18 protein-coding genes are annotated in these 18,583 nt (G+C 52.0%); 8 read left to right on the forward strand and 10 right to left on the reverse strand.

Translation table 11 applies throughout. The features are described 5' to 3' along the window. Positions 1-204: 204 nt before the first annotated feature. From CRP01_RS37030 to CRP01_RS37065, 8 genes are all read right to left on the reverse strand, one after another. Positions 205-609 (reverse strand): cupin domain-containing protein, encoded by a 405-nt coding sequence (locus tag CRP01_RS37030; RefSeq protein WP_099155146.1) that lies wholly within the window; start codon positions 607-609, stop codon positions 205-207. Positions 610-617: 8 nt separating this feature from the next. Beyond that, positions 618-1,478, reverse strand: a complete 861-nt coding sequence (locus CRP01_RS37035; RefSeq protein ID WP_099155147.1) for a phosphoenolpyruvate hydrolase family protein — start codon at positions 1,476-1,478, stop codon at positions 618-620. 73 nt (positions 1,479-1,551) lie between these two features. After that, positions 1,552-2,793, reverse strand: coding sequence for a Tm-1-like ATP-binding domain-containing protein (locus CRP01_RS37040; protein WP_099155148.1), 1,242 nt, complete (start codon positions 2,791-2,793; stop codon positions 1,552-1,554). 97 nt (positions 2,794-2,890) lie between these two features. Next, entirely contained in the window at positions 2,891-3,880 is a 990-nt protein-coding gene (locus CRP01_RS37045) for an OmpA family protein (RefSeq protein WP_099155149.1), read from the reverse strand. 207 nt (positions 3,881-4,087) lie between these two features. Beyond that, the gene (groL, locus tag CRP01_RS37050; RefSeq protein ID WP_099155150.1) at positions 4,088-5,725 is read right to left on the reverse strand and encodes a chaperonin GroEL; all 1,638 of its coding nucleotides are present in this window, start codon (positions 5,723-5,725) and stop codon (positions 4,088-4,090) included. A 97-nt stretch (positions 5,726-5,822) separates the two neighbouring features. After that, complete coding sequence (locus CRP01_RS37055; RefSeq protein ID WP_099155202.1) at positions 5,823-6,089, reverse strand: co-chaperone GroES; 267 nt, start codon at positions 6,087-6,089, stop codon at positions 5,823-5,825. A gap of 311 nt (positions 6,090-6,400) precedes the next feature. Further along, positions 6,401-6,652 carry a preprotein translocase subunit SecG gene (secG, locus tag CRP01_RS37060; RefSeq protein WP_099155151.1) on the reverse strand — a complete coding sequence of 84 codons (252 nt, stop codon included), beginning with the start codon at positions 6,650-6,652 and terminating at the stop codon, positions 6,401-6,403. A 3-nt stretch (positions 6,653-6,655) separates the two neighbouring features. Continuing rightward, positions 6,656-7,834 (reverse strand): hypothetical protein, encoded by a 1,179-nt coding sequence (locus CRP01_RS37065; protein ID WP_099155152.1) that lies wholly within the window; start codon positions 7,832-7,834, stop codon positions 6,656-6,658. Between the two features lie 127 nt (positions 7,835-7,961). On the opposite strand from CRP01_RS37065, the gene CRP01_RS37070 reads away from it, so the two are divergent. From CRP01_RS37070 to CRP01_RS37080, 3 genes are all read left to right on the forward strand, one after another. After that, positions 7,962-9,146, forward strand: a complete 1,185-nt coding sequence (locus tag CRP01_RS37070) for an aldose epimerase family protein (RefSeq protein WP_099155153.1) — start codon at positions 7,962-7,964, stop codon at positions 9,144-9,146. Next, entirely contained in the window at positions 9,143-9,616 is a 474-nt protein-coding gene (rlmH, locus tag CRP01_RS37075; protein WP_099155154.1) for a 23S rRNA (pseudouridine(1915)-N(3))-methyltransferase RlmH, read from the forward strand. Before CRP01_RS37070 ends, rlmH begins: the two co-directional genes overlap by 4 nt. A gap of 240 nt (positions 9,617-9,856) precedes the next feature. Then, the gene (locus CRP01_RS37080) at positions 9,857-10,495 is read left to right on the forward strand and encodes a rhomboid family intramembrane serine protease (protein ID WP_099155155.1); all 639 of its coding nucleotides are present in this window, start codon (positions 9,857-9,859) and stop codon (positions 10,493-10,495) included. Positions 10,496-10,645: 150 nt separating this feature from the next. Here the strand turns inward: CRP01_RS37080 and lysM are convergent, their stop codons facing one another. After that, positions 10,646-11,092 carry a peptidoglycan-binding protein LysM gene (gene lysM, locus CRP01_RS37085; protein ID WP_099155156.1) on the reverse strand — a complete coding sequence of 149 codons (447 nt, stop codon included), beginning with the start codon at positions 11,090-11,092 and terminating at the stop codon, positions 10,646-10,648. Positions 11,093-11,197: 105 nt separating this feature from the next. Between lysM and CRP01_RS37090 the strand changes: the two genes are divergently transcribed. Next, positions 11,198-11,740, forward strand: coding sequence for an NUDIX domain-containing protein (locus tag CRP01_RS37090; protein ID WP_099155157.1), 543 nt, complete (start codon positions 11,198-11,200; stop codon positions 11,738-11,740). Positions 11,741-11,911: 171 nt separating this feature from the next. Continuing rightward, a complete protein-coding gene (locus tag CRP01_RS37095) occupies positions 11,912-12,778 on the forward strand; it encodes an SDR family oxidoreductase (protein ID WP_099155158.1) in 867 nt (288 codons plus the stop codon). A 72-nt stretch (positions 12,779-12,850) separates the two neighbouring features. Here CRP01_RS37095 and CRP01_RS37100 read toward each other — a convergent pair whose 3' ends face one another. After that, positions 12,851-13,654 (reverse strand): SDR family NAD(P)-dependent oxidoreductase, encoded by an 804-nt coding sequence (locus tag CRP01_RS37100; protein ID WP_099155159.1) that lies wholly within the window; start codon positions 13,652-13,654, stop codon positions 12,851-12,853. A 156-nt stretch (positions 13,655-13,810) separates the two neighbouring features. Here CRP01_RS37100 and CRP01_RS37105 point away from each other — a divergent pair, with 156 nt between their 5' ends. The 3 genes from CRP01_RS37105 to CRP01_RS37115 all read left to right on the forward strand — a co-directional run bounded on the left by CRP01_RS37105 (position 13,811) and on the right by CRP01_RS37115 (position 18,489). Then, complete coding sequence (locus CRP01_RS37105; RefSeq protein WP_222845908.1) at positions 13,811-14,644, forward strand: glycerophosphodiester phosphodiesterase family protein; 834 nt, start codon at positions 13,811-13,813, stop codon at positions 14,642-14,644. A gap of 166 nt (positions 14,645-14,810) precedes the next feature. After that, entirely contained in the window at positions 14,811-17,165 is a 2,355-nt protein-coding gene (locus tag CRP01_RS37110; protein ID WP_099155161.1) for an acyl-CoA dehydrogenase family protein, read from the forward strand. Between the two features lie 193 nt (positions 17,166-17,358). After that, positions 17,359-18,489, forward strand: a complete 1,131-nt coding sequence (locus tag CRP01_RS37115) for a S1C family serine protease (RefSeq protein WP_099155162.1) — start codon at positions 17,359-17,361, stop codon at positions 18,487-18,489. Positions 18,490-18,583 lie beyond the last annotated feature (94 nt).

Below are 18,583 nucleotides of genomic sequence, written 5' to 3' on the forward strand. Positions count from 1 at the left end.
TTCCTTTGAAGATTTCTTCTGATCTTTGTTCTGATTTCATGGCTTCGGATTTTTGTGTAAGAGTTCTTTCTTTTCTCTTAACGTTTGATCCGAAGCCTTTTGCAATTATCGGTACTCCCGGTCTCCCGGTCTCCCGGTCTCCCAGTCTCCCAGTCTCCCAGTCTTTCTCATTCTATTCAATAGTATGAGAAAGAATCTGGCGCTCTATTTTCGTAGATGAGCGTAGTCCGGATGATCGGATTCATCGATCGTTCCGGCTCCCCAACCGGCGGCAGGTGATAACACTGCTAAAAATTCCAGTTCTTCATCACCGGCATTATAGGTGGCGTGAATGACATCGGGAGCTATGTAGACCGAATCACCGGTTTCCATAAATTGCATCTCGTCCTCCACCCACTGTTCAGCCCGTCCTTTGATCACATAAAGGATCTCGTTCATCTCCGGGTGCCGGTGAAAAGGATGTCCACCGCCAACGGGTACCACAACTTTCACCAGTATGGTCTCTGCCTGCTGACTGATCTCCGGATTGAAGTGCCAGTAATGGTCCCGACCGGAGACCTGCTCTTTTTCGATCAGATCCGCCTTGGTAAATTTCCAATAGGAATCCATAAATAGATTTACTTCAGGGTTAGCGATTTGAATCGTTTAGTCAGATCGGTCAGAGATTGTTCTACACCCATACGCTCGATGGAGGAGGCTCCTACGAATCCGTGCGCATCCGTCCGGTCCAGAATGATCCGTACGTCGTCCGGAGTATTGACCGGCCCGCCGTGGGCGAGGAAAAAAGTATCCGGATTGGACTTTTTCACCGCGTCGATGATGGCCTGGGTTTGCTCTACTGCACTGTCCATGTCAACGGTCGCATTCACCACACCGATCGAACCACCTACCGTGGTACCAACGTGGGCGATAATGGCGTCGGCACCGGCGTCCGCCATTTGCACCGCTTCCTCGGGTTTGGCTACGTAAACGATGGAGAACAGGTCCATCTTGGTGGCCAGGCCTACCATTTCCACCTCTTTCTGGAAGCTCATACCGGTTTCTTCGAGTACGTTCCGGAAATGCCCGTCCACAATACTATGGGTGGGGAAATTGTTAACTCCCGAGAATCCCATATCCTTAACCTGTCCGAGAAAATGCCACATCCGGCGGCGAGGATCGCTGCCGTGGACCCCACAGATCACGGGGATCTCCTCCACAACGGGCAGTACTTCAAATTCACCGATCTCCATCGCTACTGCATTGGCGTCACCGTAGGCCATGAGGCCGGCCGTAGAACCGTGACCTGACATGCGGAAACGTCCGGAATTGTAGATGATGATCAGATCGGCGCCGCCTTTTTCAATAAACTTGGCACTGATCCCCGTTCCGGCTCCGGCGGCTATGATCGCCCGGTTTTGATCCAGTGTAGCTTGTAATCGATCTCTTACTTCCTGTTTGGTATACGGGTTTCCCTTTCCCGTCCATGGATTTGGCATAGTTATATTTTTGTTTAATAGATTTTTTATAAAAATGGGGGTGTTGGATGATCTTCGGGCGATGGGCCTTACCTCATTTTCGGAGCATGGCCAGCAGAGTAGCTACCGCCCGTTCGGCGAATTCCACATCATTAATGTTGGCATCAACTTCCGCTACCGGAGTAGTGGGTCGAATATTTTCTTTGATCGCCCCGAATAATGCGGCATCGGCCTGGGGATCATAAAACGATTCGCCCTGGCTACTGATCTTGGAAATTCCCCCTAAGGGCAGTAGAATAGCGACCTGATCCCTGGCCTCGTTTAATTTTTCAGCAATAGACCTTCCCAGGATCCGGTTTTCCTCCACATTAGTACGCATCAGCGTTACGTCCGGGGCCCAGCTGAACAACTGGCGGGACTGGAATTTTTCCGGCACGGTATCCATATGACCGTAATTGACCATGTCCAGGCAGCCGGGTACCACCACCTGTGGAATACCCGTTTGGGCGGCGGCGGTGAGTCGGTCCGGACCGGCACTACAGATCCCATCACACAGGTCATCTGCCAGTTCGGTAGTGGTAATATCGAGTAGGGCATCAAAGAATCCTTCGCGGATCAGGGCTTCCATTGTTCTTCCACCCACGCCCACGGAGTGAAAAGCCAGTACTTCGTAACCTTCCTGCTTGAGTAAGCGGGTACAGTGCTCGACACAGGGCGTCGTATTGCCGAACATACTGATGGCGATCGTGCCGGCCGCATGTTCAGCGGTCGGTCGGGGGGCGGTCATCATACCGTAGATGGCACCGGCAGCCTGACTGATCAGCAACCGACTGATGCGGTTCAGACCCGCAACGTCCACTACGGACGGCATCAGGGTAATATCTCTGGTGCCTACCTGGCGGGAAAGGTCTTTTGCGGCTACCGTACTCAGGCAAAGCTTGGGCATACCGATGGGAAGCGCCTGCATGGCCAGTAGGGCCATATAGGTTCCGCCCCCGCCACCCATACTTATGGCACCGTCTATCTCTCCTTTAGCAAGCAGACCGGAAATGATGCCGGCGGCTCCCTGTCCCATCTTTTGCACCACCAGATTGCGGTCGTTCGAATTTTTGAGGGCTTCCAGTTCGCAGTCGTTCTGTTGGGCTACGCTTTCGGCGCTGATACTTATCGGAAAGTCGACAGCAACATCCTGTACGCCGGTATTGATACTGATCACCCGGGCTCCCAGCGTCGACAAACAGTTATACAGATATTGAAAATCCTCACCTTTGGTGTCGAAACAGCCCAACATGACGACGGTCGGCTGCTTGGTGGTTTCGTTTGATGTGTTTGCCATATATTTTCGAAAGATTCAGCTTTATAGTAGTACCTGCGGAAAGGGTGTCCAAAATCCTTATCGAACTTGACGGAACTTGGAGAGCAACCAATTACCTTTAATTATTGATCAGCTCGTACAGCGCATCCAGGTTGGGTTCCAGGATGATCTCCGTACGGCGATTCTGCGCTTTCCCCTGGGCCGTTTCATTCGTAGCTACCGGGAAATACTCGCCTCTGCCGGAGGCGGTGACCCGTTTGGGGTCTACGCCGTTTTTCGTGAGTTCTTTCACGATGCTGGTAGCGCGCCCCACGCTGAGATCCCAGTTGAAATTGGCGTCACCATCCGAATCGGTATGTCCCTCCACGGTGATATTGATATCGGGATTGGCGGTTAATACCTCCGCTACTTTGGCCAGTGCATTACGACCGGCGGAGTTGATGGTTTTGCTGCCCGAAGAGAACAGCAGGTTTTGACTCAGCGATACGTACACCTTCCCGTTCTTTTCGGTAACCTGCAGATCGGTGGCGGAAAAGCCCAGCAGGGCCTGGTTGACCCTCTCCCGCAGGGCGGTCAGTTTGGCATCTTTTTCGGCAATAGCGCTTTCCAGCTCCCGTACTCTTTCTTCCCGCGATTCCAGGTCGGCGCTCAACTGATCCAAGCGGCTTTCTTTGGTGCTGGCTTCCATTTCCAGTTTGCGTAGCTGCCGTTCGCGTTGATCGAGTTCTCTCTGTTTTTCGGCCAGGGCGGTAGTCAGGGCCTGTTTTTCGTCCGAAGCGGAGGCCAGCAGTTTTTCGTTTTCCGCAATGATGCGATCGTAGCGGGCCAGGAGGTCTTTATTGGTGTTGTCCAACTGGGTGTAACGCTCCCGGGCTAATTTCAGGTCCGATTCGAGCTGTGCGATCTGACTTTCCGCACTTTTCAGCTTTACCGTGAGTGCATCCCGGGCAACGGTCGTTTCTTTGAGGCTTTGCAGGGTGTTGTTGTATTCCCGGGTCAGACGATCCTTTTCACTGGAAAGATCATCGTATTTTTTTTGGGTAACACAGCTGGTAAGCCCCCCGGAAATGAGAATAATAAGCACGAGTAGCGTTGAACTTGTTTTCATGTGTTAGTCGGTTTTGATCAATTTTTGACTTGTATGATACGCAAAAGAAGTAATTGTCGACTGGTTTTTCTAGTCGATTTGATGCTTTTTCTAGTCAATTTGATCCTTTTTCCGGTCTTTTAAAAAGAAAAACCCCCGACATGCGAACATGTCGGGGGTAATTTTCTGAAAAGGGATCGTACCCTTTTCGGTTCAGTTTATCCGGTATTACATCATGCCCGGCATTCCGCCACCGTGCGGCATGTGGCCACCACCTGCGGGTTCTTTCTCCGGCTTGTCGTTGATCACACATTCGGTGGTCAGGACCATACCGGCGATAGAAGCGGCATTTTCCAGTGCAATACGCGTTACTTTGGTCGGATCGATCACACCTGCTTTCTTCAGGTCTTCGTACTCGTTGGTGCGAGCGTTGTAGCCGTGGCTATCTTTCGCGCTCAGTACCTGCTGCAGTACTACAGAACCTTCGGCTCCGGCGTTGTCAGCGATGATACGCAGGGGAGCTTCCAGGGCTTTCTTCACGATCTGGATACCGATAGTCTGGTCTTCGTTTTCGCCTTTCAGGTCAGAAAGGGCAGCGATCGTGCGGATCAGAGCCACACCACCACCCGGAACGATACCTTCCTCAACCGCAGCGCGGGTAGCGTGCAGGGCATCATCTACGCGATCCTTCTTCTCTTTCATCTCTACTTCGGTAGGGGCACCTACGTGCAGTACGGCAACACCGCCGGACAGTTTGGCCAGACGCTCCTGCAGTTTCTCCCGATCGTAGTCAGAAGTGGTATTTTCGATCTGTTGTTTGATCTGCTTGATACGGGCATCGATCATTTCTTCCTGACCGGCGCCGTTTACGATGGTAGTATTGTCTTTGTCGACATTGATCTTTTCAGCACGGCCCAGTTGGTCCATGGTCACGCTGTCCAGTTTGTAACCTTTCTCTTCGCTGATCACGGTACCACCGGTAAGGATGGCGATATCTTCCAGCATAGCTTTACGACGGTCACCAAAGCCAGGAGCTTTAACGGCAACGATCTTCAGCTGAGCGCGCAGGCGGTTCACCACCAATACGCCCAGAGCCTGGCTTTCAATGTCTTCAGCGATGATCAGCAGCGGGCTGCCGGACTGTACTACCTGCTCCAGAATAGGCAGGATTTCCTGCATGTTGGAGATCTTCTTATCGTGGATGAGGATGTACGGATTTTCGTATTCCGTAGTCATGTCCTCGGTGTTGGTTACGAAGTAAGGAGACAGATAACCGCGGTCAAACTGCATACCCAGTACTTCGTCAACGTAAGTTTCCGTACCCTTGGCTTCTTCAACGGTGATTACACCGTCTTTGGATACCCGCTTCATAGCGTCGGCGATCAGCGTACCGATCTCGTTATCGTTATTTGCGGAAACCGCACCTACCTGACGGATCTTATCCAGATCGTCACCGATAGTTTCGGATTGTTTCTTTAATGCTTCAATCACAACCTTGGTGGCCTTGTCGATACCACGCTTCAGGTCCATTGGGTTAGCTCCGGAGGTTACGTTTTTCAAACCGGCATTGATCATAGCCTGAGCCAGTACAGTGGCGGTAGTGGTACCATCACCGGCGATATCCGCCGTTTTGGAAGCTACCTCTTTTACCATCTGGGCACCCATGTTCTCAACGGGATCTTCCAGTTCCACTTCTTTGGCAACGGTAACACCGTCCTTAGTCACCTGAGGGGCGCCGAAACTCTTTTGAATAACAACGTTACGGCCTTTAGGTCCTAATGTTACTTTTACAGCGTTGGCCAAAGCATCCACTCCGGCGCGGAGTTTTTCCCTGGCATCTCTATTAAAGCTAATTTCTTTAGCCATTGTATTCTAGTTATTTAAAATTATTGGATTTGTAATTGCAGGAACCGATTGGAATGTGTGTGCAGGCCGGTTCGGCCCTTTTGACCGGCCGATGGTCTTACGACAGAATAACGAGAATATCGTCTTCCCGCATGATGAGGTAGTCCGTTCCTTCGTAGTTCAGCTCCTGGCCGGAATACTTACCGTAGAGTACGATGTCTCCGACCTGAACGGTCATCAGGTTGCCGTCTTTGCCGGGGCCAACCGCAACTACTTCACCGCGCTGTGGTTTTTCCTTCGCCGTATCCGGAATGATGATACCACCTTTGGTTTTCTCTTCAGCCGGTGCCGGCTTGATAACAACTCTGTCGTTAATAGGCTTCATATTCATGTTTTGCGTATATTAAATTCGTTTAAACTTTATGAAATCTAATGTAAAAAGGCAGACAAGCTGACAGACAACGAGCCCAGCCTCTAAACACATAGCATAGGTCATGCCAAAATGGAGGAACTGACAAATTTGCAGCTTTGGCCCATCAGCAGTCACAAAAACCCCTTCTGGTCGAAAAAACTGTCATTTATGTTGACAATTTGACAAGCTTGGTCGAAAACAAAAAAAGACCTGGCAGCTAATTTCTGCCAGGTCTTTTTGAGTGATCTGCTATATACAAATAACTAGACGTTATTGGGTATGGCTTACAGATCGATCGCACCACCAGTACTACCCACCATGCGGGCAGCGATAATGCAAAGCACAAAAAGTGCGATTGCCAGGTACCAGGTGATCTTTTCAATGAAATCAGTTTGTTTGGATGCACCAAACATCTGATTGGCTTGGCTGCCACCGAAAGTGGAGTCAATACCGCCACCCTTTGGATTCTGGATCAACACAGCGCCCATCAACAAAAGACATACCAAGGCGATCAGTAGGATAATTCCGGTTAGCATCGTTTATAAATTTTTAATTGCGTCAATTTTGGCCGCAAAGTAAGTATTTTTTTCGGGAATTAGCAAACTTAGGTGCTCGTACATTTTAATTGCCCGTTCGTACTGGTGTTGCTGCACCAGCAACCCGGCCAGGGTTTCACTGGCTACGCCCAGATCTTCCCGCACACTTTCCTCGGCTACTTTTTTAGCACCGGGGCCGGTTTCGACGGGTACCGGAGGGGGTGGGGGAGGCGGCGGTATCTCTTTTTCCAGCGGACGCCGGTACCGCTTTTTGTAACTTTGGAACTTGGATTTCGGGGTTGGGGCCATTACCGGTCTGCTGACCGCCGGAGCTGCCGTTCTGGCCGGAGCCGGAGTGATCTCCCATTCCAGCACCGCCACGTTCTCGCGTTCTTCCCACCATTCCAGTACCGCCACGTTTGCCGCTACACAATCCGCGATCAGGGCTTCGGACAGCTGATAGGAAATGACCGGTTTCGGCGTTTTAACTACCCTCACCGGCGGTGACCAGGTCTGGGTAAAGCCAACAATGGCACCCAGGTCGGCCATGAGCGTTGCGGGCAGGGCAAAGGCCGGCACAACGGCCGCTGCATCCGGGATGCCGATCTGCGAATCTTTTACGTCTTCCGGAACGATGGGCGTTACTTCGGGAGCCGATGGTATTTCGGGTACATCCGAAAAAGATTCAGTGGGCGTCGATTCCGGCAATTCTGCATCGGAGTTTTCGCCCTGGTCCATATCCGGGACCGAAAAATCCAGATCTCCTTCCTCCTCTACCGTTTCACTGCGCGCGGAAAAATCGAATTCCAGTGAGTCAACCGCTTCGTTCTCCTCTAATTCGGTGGTATCTACGGGGATCTTTTCCCATTCGTCATCCAGCGTGAAGAGATCCTTCAATTCCAGTATTTCGTCTTCCCCGATCGTGATCTGGGATTCGGCGGGAATGAGCTGCTCTTCGAGCATAATGCGACGCAGGTGTTTGCGGTCTACGCTGTAGGTAGCCGCCCGCGCCAGGTTCTTTTCCAGGTCCGGATGATTTTCCAGTTTGCTTTTGATCAGCAGGAGTACGTGAAAGTTGCTGCAGTACGGATACTGCATGGTCAAACTCTTGAGCTCTTCGTAGGGGAGCTGGTAAAGCCGGGAAGGATATTTTAGATATTCGGCGAAGTTTTCGAGATTCATGATTCCTGCTGCTGTGGATATGACCTGCCAAATTACACATTTTAAAGCTTAGAAACAATTATTATCTTGGCATTTCTTTCAAGGTGAAAATGTACAGCTTCTTTCAAGTATCAAAATGAAAAATTGTATGAAAAACCACATGTTATCTGGACTGGTGGTATTGGGAATGAGCCTGTTAATGATCAGTTGCGGTTCCGACACTACCGATTCAACCACCGAGCCGGAACCCGCAGAAACGGAACTGAAACCTCCGGCTATCGCTTTCAAACCGACGGGCAACGTCAAGGGTAAAGGCACGCAATTGTATACTTTGACCAACGGTCGGGGAATAAAAGTAGATATTTCCAACTACGGCGGTATCGTTACTTCCATACTGGCGCCCGATAAGGACGGCAATTTCGAAGAGGTCACGCTGGGATTCGATACCCTGCGGCAGTATCTGGAAACCAATCCTTTTTTCGGAGCCCTGGTGGGGCGTTACGGTAACCGGATCGCCAAGGGCCAGTTCACGCTCGATGGTCAGACCTACAATCTGGCTAAAAACAATATGGGCAACCACCTGCACGGTGGAGAAGAAGGCTTCGATAAAGTGGTCTGGAGTCCGACCATCAAAGAAGTCAATGACCTGCCCGGTCTGGTGCTGAAGTACACCAGTGCGGACGGAGAGGAAGGCTATCCCGGCAAACTGGATATCACGGTGATGTACAGTCTGAACCAGGACAACGAGCTGAAGATCGACTACACGGCTAAAACCGATAAGCCGACCGTCGTGAATTTGACCAACCACACCTATTTCAACCTGACGGGCAACGCCAAACGGGATATTCTGGACCACGTGGTGACGATCAAGGCCAACCGCTACGTTCCCGTAGATGAGACCCTGATCCCCACCGGTGAACTGGAACGGGTGAACGACACGCCTTTTGATTTTACCCAACCTACCCGCATCGGGGATCGCATCGATGCCGATCACCAGCAGATCGAGTACGGTGGCGGTTACGATCACTGCTGGGTACTGAACCGGCCCCGCGATTCGGATGAACTGACCATGGCGGCCAAGGTACGTGAACCCAACAGCGGGCGCACCCTGGAAGTCTACACGACCGAACCGGGAGTCCAGTTCTACACCGGCAACTTCCTGGACGGAAGCCTGACGGGTATCGGTGGTGTGAAGTACGAAAAACGCTACGGTTTTTGTCTGGAAACCGAGCATTTTCCGGATAGCCCCAACCAGCCGTCCTTCCCATCTGTTGTCTTAAAACCCGGCGAGACTTACCACACCACGACGATTTATAAGTTTGGGGTGGAATGAAAGTACTTTTCTGGGTAATCGGTAAGACCAATGAAAAATACCTGAACGCAGGTATAGAGATCTATGCCAAGCGGCTGGGCCATTACCTGCCGTTTGAAATGGAAGTGTTGCCCGACGTCCGGCAGGCAAAGCACCTGAGTGCCGACCAGCTCAAGCAAAAGGAGGGGGAATACCTGCTCAACCGGCTTAAAACCGACGATCTGCTGATCCTGTTGGATGAAAATGGCAAACAGTTCGGTTCGGTCGATTTTGCGGCGTATCTGGATCGTCAGTTGCAAATGCCGTACCGGCGGCTGATCTTTCAGGTAGGCGGGGCTTTCGGTTTTTCGGATGCAGTTTACCAGCGGGCCAATGCCAAACTGGCGCTGAGCAAAATGACTTTTTCGCACCAGATGGTGCGGCTCTTTTTTCTCGAGCAACTGTACCGGGCCATGACGATACTCAGGAACGAACCGTACCATAACAGTTGAACCAGAAAGCGAGTGCAGAAAGGCGACAGTTGCCAAAGTGTGACTATCGTCATTCCCGGCACTCCTTTATAGTATAAAAGAAAACGGGACCTTTTACCGCAGGAAGTCGCATCTCCGGCTTTTTGCGGTAAGAGTCCGGTCCGACGGGCCGGCCCGAACTATACGGACCGAAGCGATTTGGGAGATCCCCAGCTACCTGGCTTCGGGTATAGCATTAGTTAGCAAGAAAACATCCAATAAATGAGTATTACGCTGATATTGCTGATCATGACGGGGTTTATCTCCTACCAGGCATTCAATAATCCCGAGATGCGGGCGAAACTGATCTTTTACCCGGCGACCATCAAATCATCGGGAGAATATTACCGTTTCCTGACTTCGGGTTTTATCCACGGAGACTGGGGGCATTTGTTTATCAATATGTTCGTCCTGTATCAATTCGGACGTTTTGCCGAAGATGCTGTCTTTCCCCTGCTTTTCGGAGAGACCATGGGTAAGTTTATTTACCTGCTGTTCTATCTGGCGGCTATCGTGCTTTCCAGTATTCCGACCTATTTCCGTCATCAGGACAATTACGGCTACGCTGCATTGGGTGCTTCGGGGGCAACTTCGGCCCTGGTCTTTACCTACATCCTTTTCGATCCCTGGCAGTGGTTTATTTTCCCACCGCTACCGGCTATCCTCGTGGGCATCGGTTTCCTGGTCTATTCGTCTTATATGGATAAAAGAGGATCGGATAATATCGGCCACAATGCGCACCTCTGGGGAGCGATCTTCGGTTTGGCCTTTACCGTAATTTCCATCATGACCCTGCAGCCGGAATTGCTGGATTATATTCTTGCGCAATTGTTCGCCGGACCGCGGCCGTTCGGTCAGTAAACCGGATGGAGAGAAGAAGTAGTGTGGTGAAGTGATATCAAAGATGGCTGATATCGGGAAGCGTTGAGATGATGATGTAGTGAAATGATGAACGATAATTCGGCGAATCCACCGTATCATCATTTCACTTTACACCATCATATCAGTTTTTTACTGCGGGATGCGGAGGATCTGACCCGGATAGATCTCATTAGGGTCTTTCAACATTGGCTTGTTGGCTTCGAAGATTTTCATGTACTGCTGAGCGTCGCCGTAGTGAGCTTTGGAGATCTTGGAAAGGCTATCTCCTCTTTTCACTTCGTAGAAGGTAGCTTCCGGTTCGGGATTGGCCACTTCGATGTGGTCCTGAACCGCCGTTACACCTTCCGTATTACCGAGCGCAAGGATGATCTTTTCCCGGTCGGCATTGGTAGAGGTACGTCCACTGACGGTTACCGCCTGTCCGAGATCAACATCAAGATTGGTGATGGGAATACCCAATCTTTGGATCTCCTGTTTCAGTGCATCCTGGCGAGAAAGTTCAACTTTCTTTTCTTCTTCTTTTTTTCCGCCGAATAGTTTAGAGCCAGCGTCTTTAATAAATGAAAATAATCCCATACTCTTTGGTTTTGTTTAAGTAATAATGGTTATGAACCTTATGAAGGCATGATAGTACAATCCTTTATCATTTGCTAATGTTCGATAAAATATTTTTTAAAAAGCATGGAAAATCCCTGGAAGACGATCAATAAACGGACGGTTTACGAAAATCCGTGGATATCGGTTACCCACCGCGAGGTCATAAATCCCTCGGGTAACGAAGGTATCTACGGTGTGGTCCACTTCAAGAATCTGGCTATCGGTATCGTGCCCCTGGACGAGCACGGATACACCTGGCTGGTGGGCCAGTACCGCTACACCCTGGACCGCTACAGTTGGGAGATCCCGGAAGGTGGCTGCCCCGTAGGTACCTCCCCGCTGGAATCCGCCAAACGGGAACTACTGGAAGAGACCGGGATAACGGCCGCCCGTTGGGAGCATATTCTGGATTTTCATCTTTCCAATTCGGTTTCCGACGAGGCGGGTATGGCTTTTATCGCCCGGGACCTGTCTTTTGGTGAGGCGCAACCCGAGGAGACGGAGGATCTCCTGGTAAAAAAAGTACCCTTTACCGAAGCCCTGGAAATGATCTATCGCGGGGAGATCACGGATTCTCTGAGTATCATGGGGCTACTGCGGGCGAAGGTTTGGTTAGAAGAAGGTTAATGTGTTGAAGTGTTGATGTTGAGATGTGTTATAGTGTTGTAGTGTTGTAGTGTTGAGTGTTGTGGTGTTGAAGTGTGGGGCTCTGTCGGTTGGGTTTCCATTTTGTCCGGTGGGGTGGGTTGCAATTACAAAATGGGTTGAGTATCATTGCGGTCAAATTGTACATCCAATATGGAAGGAAAAATATGTATAGTAACCGGTGCCAATTCGGGTATCGGATTTGAAACCGCCAAGGCACTGGCCGGTAAAGGTGCGGAAGTGGTCATGGTTTGCCGCAGCGAAGATAAAGGTCAGGCGGCGCGGGAAGCGATCATGGCGGAGAGCAAAAACGATAAAGTGCGGCTTTTGATCGCCGATATGTCTTCCCAGAAACAGGTCCGGGAAGTGGGCACCGAGATCCGGGATCGTTATCCGGAGATCGATGTGCTTGTCAATAATGCCGGTACCTGGATATCCGACCTGACCTACACCGAAGATGGTATGGAAACGGTACTGGCGGTCAACCATCTGGCCTATTTCCTGATGACGCATATGCTTTGGCCGGCTCTGGAATCCGGTGGGCAGGGACGGGTGGTCAATGTGGCTTCCGACTCGCACATGCAGGTAAAGAAATTTGACTTTGAGGATCCCTTCCTGACGAAAAGCTACCACGGCCTGCGCTCCTACGCGCAGTCGAAACTGGCCAATGTGATGTTCACCTACGAACTGGACCGGCGCAAACCGGTAGATCACATCGTCGCCAATGCCGTTCAGCCCGGTCTGGTCTACACCGATATTGGTCTCAAACGCACCACCTGGCTCCACGCTTTTGCCTGGAAGGTGCGCCGGACGCTATGGCGCGGTGTCAGCCCGGCCGAGGGAGCGGAGACTTCCATTTATCTGGCCAGTTCTCCGGAAGCATCGGACCGCAGCGGGCTCTACTGGGATAACTGTAAACCCAAACCTTCTTCGGATTATACCTACCAGACGGAAGAAACCGCCCGGCTGTGGGAGTTGAGCAAGGAGCAGTGCGGAGTTGATGATTTTTTCAATCCCTGAGCAGCGCACATAGGCAGCTTGTAGCCGGCGAACGGGAATGTTGGCCGGCTACAAATGACTCATTCCGGCCGCTTATCCCGGATCATTCGCGAAACTCTGGGAGATCCGCTTGAGTAATCTCATCTTAAGCCGTGTGGGGAGGTGTTTACCCAGGCTGAAGAAGGTAGACTGCAGCCTGCCGGGCACCACAATGTTTTTGCGCTGGAACATTCCATTGACCCCCGCTCTGGCTACCTCATCGGGCATTTTTACCAGGATCTTATTGCTGGGGTTGGCCTGGATGCGCTTCAAACCGCTTTCATTGGTGACGGTCGGTCCCGGGCACATGACCGTTACGCCGATATTTTTACCGGACAACTCTTCCCGCAACGCCAGAGCGTAGCCGAACAAGAAGTTTTTGGTACCTGCGTACACCGCCTTGTAGGGTAGGGGCAGCATGGCCTCCATACTACTCATGATCAGGATGTACGCTTCATCGTGGCGTTCCAGTTCGGGGATGAACAGATAGGTCAGTCCAACGGTAGCCCGGTTATTCAGGGCCATCATGGCGTAATACTCGGAAAGCTGGAAGGCATGCATTTGGCCGCCGCGGCCAAATCCGGCGTTGTTGATCAGGATATTGACGGCGTAGTTGTTTTCCTGACACCAGTCGAATACCCGTTGCGGGCTTTGCTCGTCCACCAGATTGATGCCCAGTGTTTCCACCGGTATCTGATAGGTCTGCCGCAGCTCATCGGCAGTTTGGTACAACATGGGCTCTTCCAATGCAACCAGTAATAAGGGGGTGCTTTTTTGGGCTAATTCGATAGCGATCGCTTTGCCGATCCCCATGCTACCCCCCGTGATCAGGGCATATTTGGTCTCTTTTTCCTGCATCGGTGATTTTCCTTATTTTGGGCAAAAATAACTTTTCTACTCAATGTTGAAAGCTCAAGAATGCGATTAAAATTAAGCCTAATTTGCGTTATTAGTCTGCTCTATGCAGGATGTGGGAACAATCCGGAACAATCTACCGGTAAAAATCAGCAAAATATGCAGGAGGAAGCATTTGACTGGCAGGGACATCGCGGCGCCCGGGGGCTAATGCCCGAAAATACGGTGCCGGCGTTTTTACTGGCGCTGGAATTCCCACAATTGACCACGCTCGAACTGGACCTGGCCGTCAGCCGGGACAATCAGCTCATCGTTAGTCACGAACCCTGGTTATCCCATGAGATCTGTAGCTGGCCGGACGGTCGCCCGGTGGAAGCATCGGAAGAAACGGAGCTGCTCATCCATCAGCTGACTGCGGAAGAATTACGGGCTTACGATTGCGGCAGCCGGGGCAACACCCGTTTTCCCGGACAGAAAACGATGCGAACGCACAAGCCACTGCTCTCCGAAATAGTATCGGCCGCCGAGCAACGCGCCGCTGAAATGAACCGGACCCTGCCTAAATACAATATCGAGATCAAAAGCCGCCCGGAATGGGACGGTACCCGCTCTCCCGAACCGGATACCTTCGCCCGCCTGGTACTGGAAGAGGTCGAACGCCTGGGTATTAAGGATCGCACCTGTATTCAGTCCTTCGATGTGCGGGCCCTGGAAGCGGTACACGCCCAGGATCCGGAAATGGTAACCGCCTATCTGGTGGAAGAGCTGGATTCGCTCGAAGACAATCTCGCCAGGCTCAGCTTTACGCCCACCATTTATAGTCCGTATTATATGCTCGTTACCGGCAATATGGTCCGGCAGATCCACGAACGGGGCATGCAGATCATTCCGTGGACGGTGAACGACACGGAAAATATGCGCTCTCTGCAACAACTCGGAGTGGATGGGATCATAACGGATTATCCGGATAGGATCCCGGTTGGGGAAGAGTGATTGGGAGATGCTAACAAAATGGCGACTCTGCTGTTATACTTAATAGACCCGGCGTGGGGTAGGTTTTTCCCGGGCTGAATGCCCCGCCACGTGCCCGGTCACAAGCAAGCATTATCGCACTGACGGTCTATAGTGACCCGTCGGTGTTGGACCCAAAATATCACCAATGAGTATCCATCCCGTTTATAACTTTAGTTATTCTCCCGCTGTCCAGAGTCTGATGCCCATGATCTACGCGGCCTGGGCCGACCGGGTGCTGACCCCATCCGAAGTGCGTATCCTCCGGATAGAGGCCGACGCGCTGGATTTTCTGACGGCTGATGACAAAGCTCTGCTATCCGATTGGAGTAATCCCATGCGCCCCCCGTCACCTTATTTGTTTAAATACTGGGAGATCGAACTGCGCCGGGCGGCGGATGAATACAGCCAGGAATCAGAGTTGAAGATCAGTCTGGTGGACCTCGGTTTATTTATGGCGGGAAATTCCAGTAAGCGATTGCCCGAAGATTCCCGACGGATCGATTGGGCCCGGTCGGATATCCGAACCCAGCTGGAAGCCTTTGAAGAGGCCCTGCAGCAGATCGGGCTGGATACCTATTACAGCATATTCCCGGAGATCGGCCATAGACGACAGATCGCCCAGGAAAAGGAAACCACCAGTTTTGAAACGGAAGATCTGACCAGTTTACTGGACGATCAGTACGGTGACCTGCGCCGGCGGGTAAAAACGCTGCTCTGCGATCCGGTTTTTCGCTACCGCAATCTGCGCATTAAAGAAGATTACCGCCAGCAGGTGCTGGAGTGGTGTAAATATCTGGCGGAACAGGGACTGGGAGCTTACTCCTACCCGGTGGAATACGGCGGAAAAAACGATATGGGGCAGTATGCGGCCGTTTTCGAAACGCTGGGTTACCACGATCTGAGTCTCACCATCAAATTCGGGGTACAGTTCGGACTGTTCGGCGGCAGCGTGCTCTGGCTGGGTACCAAAAGACACCACGATCGCTATATGGAAGCGATCGGCACCATGGAACTGCCGGGGTGTTTTGCGATGACGGAAACGGGCCACGGCTCCAACGTACGCGGCCTGGAAACTACCGCTACCTACGATCCCGATACGGATGAATTCATTATTGATTCCCCCCACCGGGCGGCCGGTAAGGAATACATCGGTAACGCACTGCACGGCCGGATGGCCAGTGTATTCGCCCAACTCATCGTCGACGGAGAGAACCACGGCGTTCACGCCATCCTGGTACCCCTGCGGGATGAAGCGGGCAATGAGTTGCCTGGCATCGAAGTACAGGACAACGGCTACAAACTGGGCCTCAACGGAGTAGACAACGGCCGGATCTGGTTTGATCAGGTCCGGGTACCGCGCGTAAACCTACTGAACCGCTTTGGAGATGTAGACGAAAATGGACAATACCAAAGCCCAATCGAGAACCCTTCCCGCCGTTTCTTTACGATGCTGGGGACGCTGGTCGGCGGACGTGTCTGTGTGCCGCGGGCGGGTTTGAGTGCGGCGAAATCCGCACTGACCATCGCCGTACGTTACGCCCTGAAGCGGCGTCAGTTCGCTCCAACCTTTACCGAACCGGAAACGCTGTTGCTGGATTATCCCAGTCACCAGCGGCGTCTGATGCCCCTGCTGGCCAAATCCTACGCGCTGGATTTTGCCCTGACCTATCTGACTACCCGTTACGTCAACCGGAGTGAAGAGGACATCCGGGAGATCGAGACCCTGGCGGCGGGACTGAAGTCCTACGCTACCTGGTTCACTACGGAGTGCATCCAGGAGTGCCGGGAAGCCTGCGGGGGGAAAGGTTATCTGGCCGAGAACCGGTTCGCTGCGCTGAAAGCCGATACGGATATCTTTACCACTTTTGAGGGAGACAATACGGTCCTGATGCAACTGGTGGCCAAAGGAGTGCTCTCGGAGTTCCGGAAAGAATTCCACGAAGAGGGTAATCTGGCTATACTGCGCTATCTGGGTACCCGGCTTTCGACGGCCATCAGCGAGCGCAACCCGTTCGCGATCCGCAATACGGACCCGGATCACCTGCGGGATGAGGAATTCCAACTGGCGGCTTTCCGCTACCGGGAAGGAAAGATCCTTTATTCCCTCACCCAAAGGATGCGGGCCCTGATCAAGAACGGATATTCCGCCTACGATGCGGGGCTGCGGTGCCAGAATCACATGCTAAATTTGGCAAATGCCTTTGTTGAACGAATTATTTTGGAACAATTTCTGGCTGTTTCCCGTAATATAGATAACGAAGCGCTGCAGCAGGTCGTGAAACGTTTGTCCGATCTGTTTGCGCTGCACACGATCGAAACCCATAGGGGGTGGTATCTGGAGCAGGAATATCTGGCTCCGGTAAAAGCCAAGGCCATTCGGCGAGAAGTGGATGCACTGTGTGCTTCCCTGCGGCAGGATGCGGCGGCCCTGGTGGATGCCTTTGCCATTCCCGATGAATTGCTGGCGGCCGAGATCGTTGTAGCCCGACCGAAAAACTGATCCGGACCCGGCCGGCCGAAACCAGAATTGATCGACCATAAACATCTGCTGACCCGAGCATAGTAACAACAGCTATTCTTTTCCGAAAAAAACTTTTTAACGCTATTCAGTTCAGGCTGAACGCGATAATTTGCGAAAATTATTATATTTTCGGAGTGGTTCAATTACCACCTGTCAAATACTGTGTGACTCTATGAGAAGTATTTTTACCCATACTTTAGTTGCTTTATTTTCCACGGCTATTTGCTTTATGCTCTTCAGCTATTTCTTTCCTCCGCAAATGGTGATCCAGGTCAATGACCAGCGAACGGCCCGGATCGTCAATTACGAAGGCGAGATCGAAAAGCCGGTCAACCGCTCCCCCGGAGCGCTTTCCAATGATCTGACCACCGTGCTGGATTTCAGATCTATTTCCCGCCGGGTGACTCCCGCAGTGGTTAATATCGTTTCCCGCGGTGCGACGGGCTATCGCCTGTCCGGCGGATCGGGCGTGATCATCTCTTCGGGAGGTTACATCATTACCAACAATCATGTGATCCAGGATGCATCCAAGATCGATGTGACCCTGAACAACCGGCGCACCTACTCGGCGATGGTGGTGGGTAAGGATCCGCAAACGGATCTGGCGTTGATCAAGATCGATGAGATCAATCTGCAACCGCTGAGCTACGCCAACTCCGATCTGGTGGACGTGGGCGAATGGGTGCTGGCGGTGGGCAACCCCTTCAATCTGGCCTCTACCGTTACGGCCGGCATCGTCAGTGCCAAAGCCCGTAACATCAATATACTGACCGGTTCCTACGCCGTGGAGTCTTTCATCCAGACGGATGCGACCGTCAATCCCGGAAACAGCGGGGGCGCTCTGGTCAATACCAACGGTGAACTGATCGGCATCAATACGGCCATCATTACCGAATCCGGCCTGTCCGAAGGTTATTCCTTTGCCATACCGTCCAATCTGGTAAAAAAGGTCATTACCGACCTGATGCGGTACGGAGAAGTCCAGCGGGCCATCCTCGGCGTTCAGATCGATGAGGTGACGGCCGAGATCGCAGCCGACAAAAAACTTCCGAATGTAGCCGGTGTCCTGATCCGCAATGTCACGGAAGGCGGAGGCGCCTCGGAGTCCGATCTGCGGGCCGGTGACGTGATCGTGAGTATCAATGGTGTGCCTACACCTTCGGTTCCCGAACTGCAGGAACAGATCGCACGCTATAATCCGGGAGATCGGGTCAGTCTGGAATTTTACCGGAGTGGCCGCCAGGTCCGAAAGGATGGGGTGCAGCTTAAGAAATTGAATGAGAAGGGGATAGGTGGACAATAGGCCAACCGGATCGTATGCCGAAAAGCCGGTGAACGAAAAGTAAAACAAAAAAAAACGAAAAAACATTCGTTTCGAATGTGACCAAACTGGAAGA

It is taken from the genome of Flavilitoribacter nigricans DSM 23189 = NBRC 102662, from assembly GCF_002646595.1.
GTDB classification, from domain to species: Bacteria; Bacteroidota; Bacteroidia; order Chitinophagales; family Saprospiraceae; genus Flavilitoribacter; species Flavilitoribacter nigricans.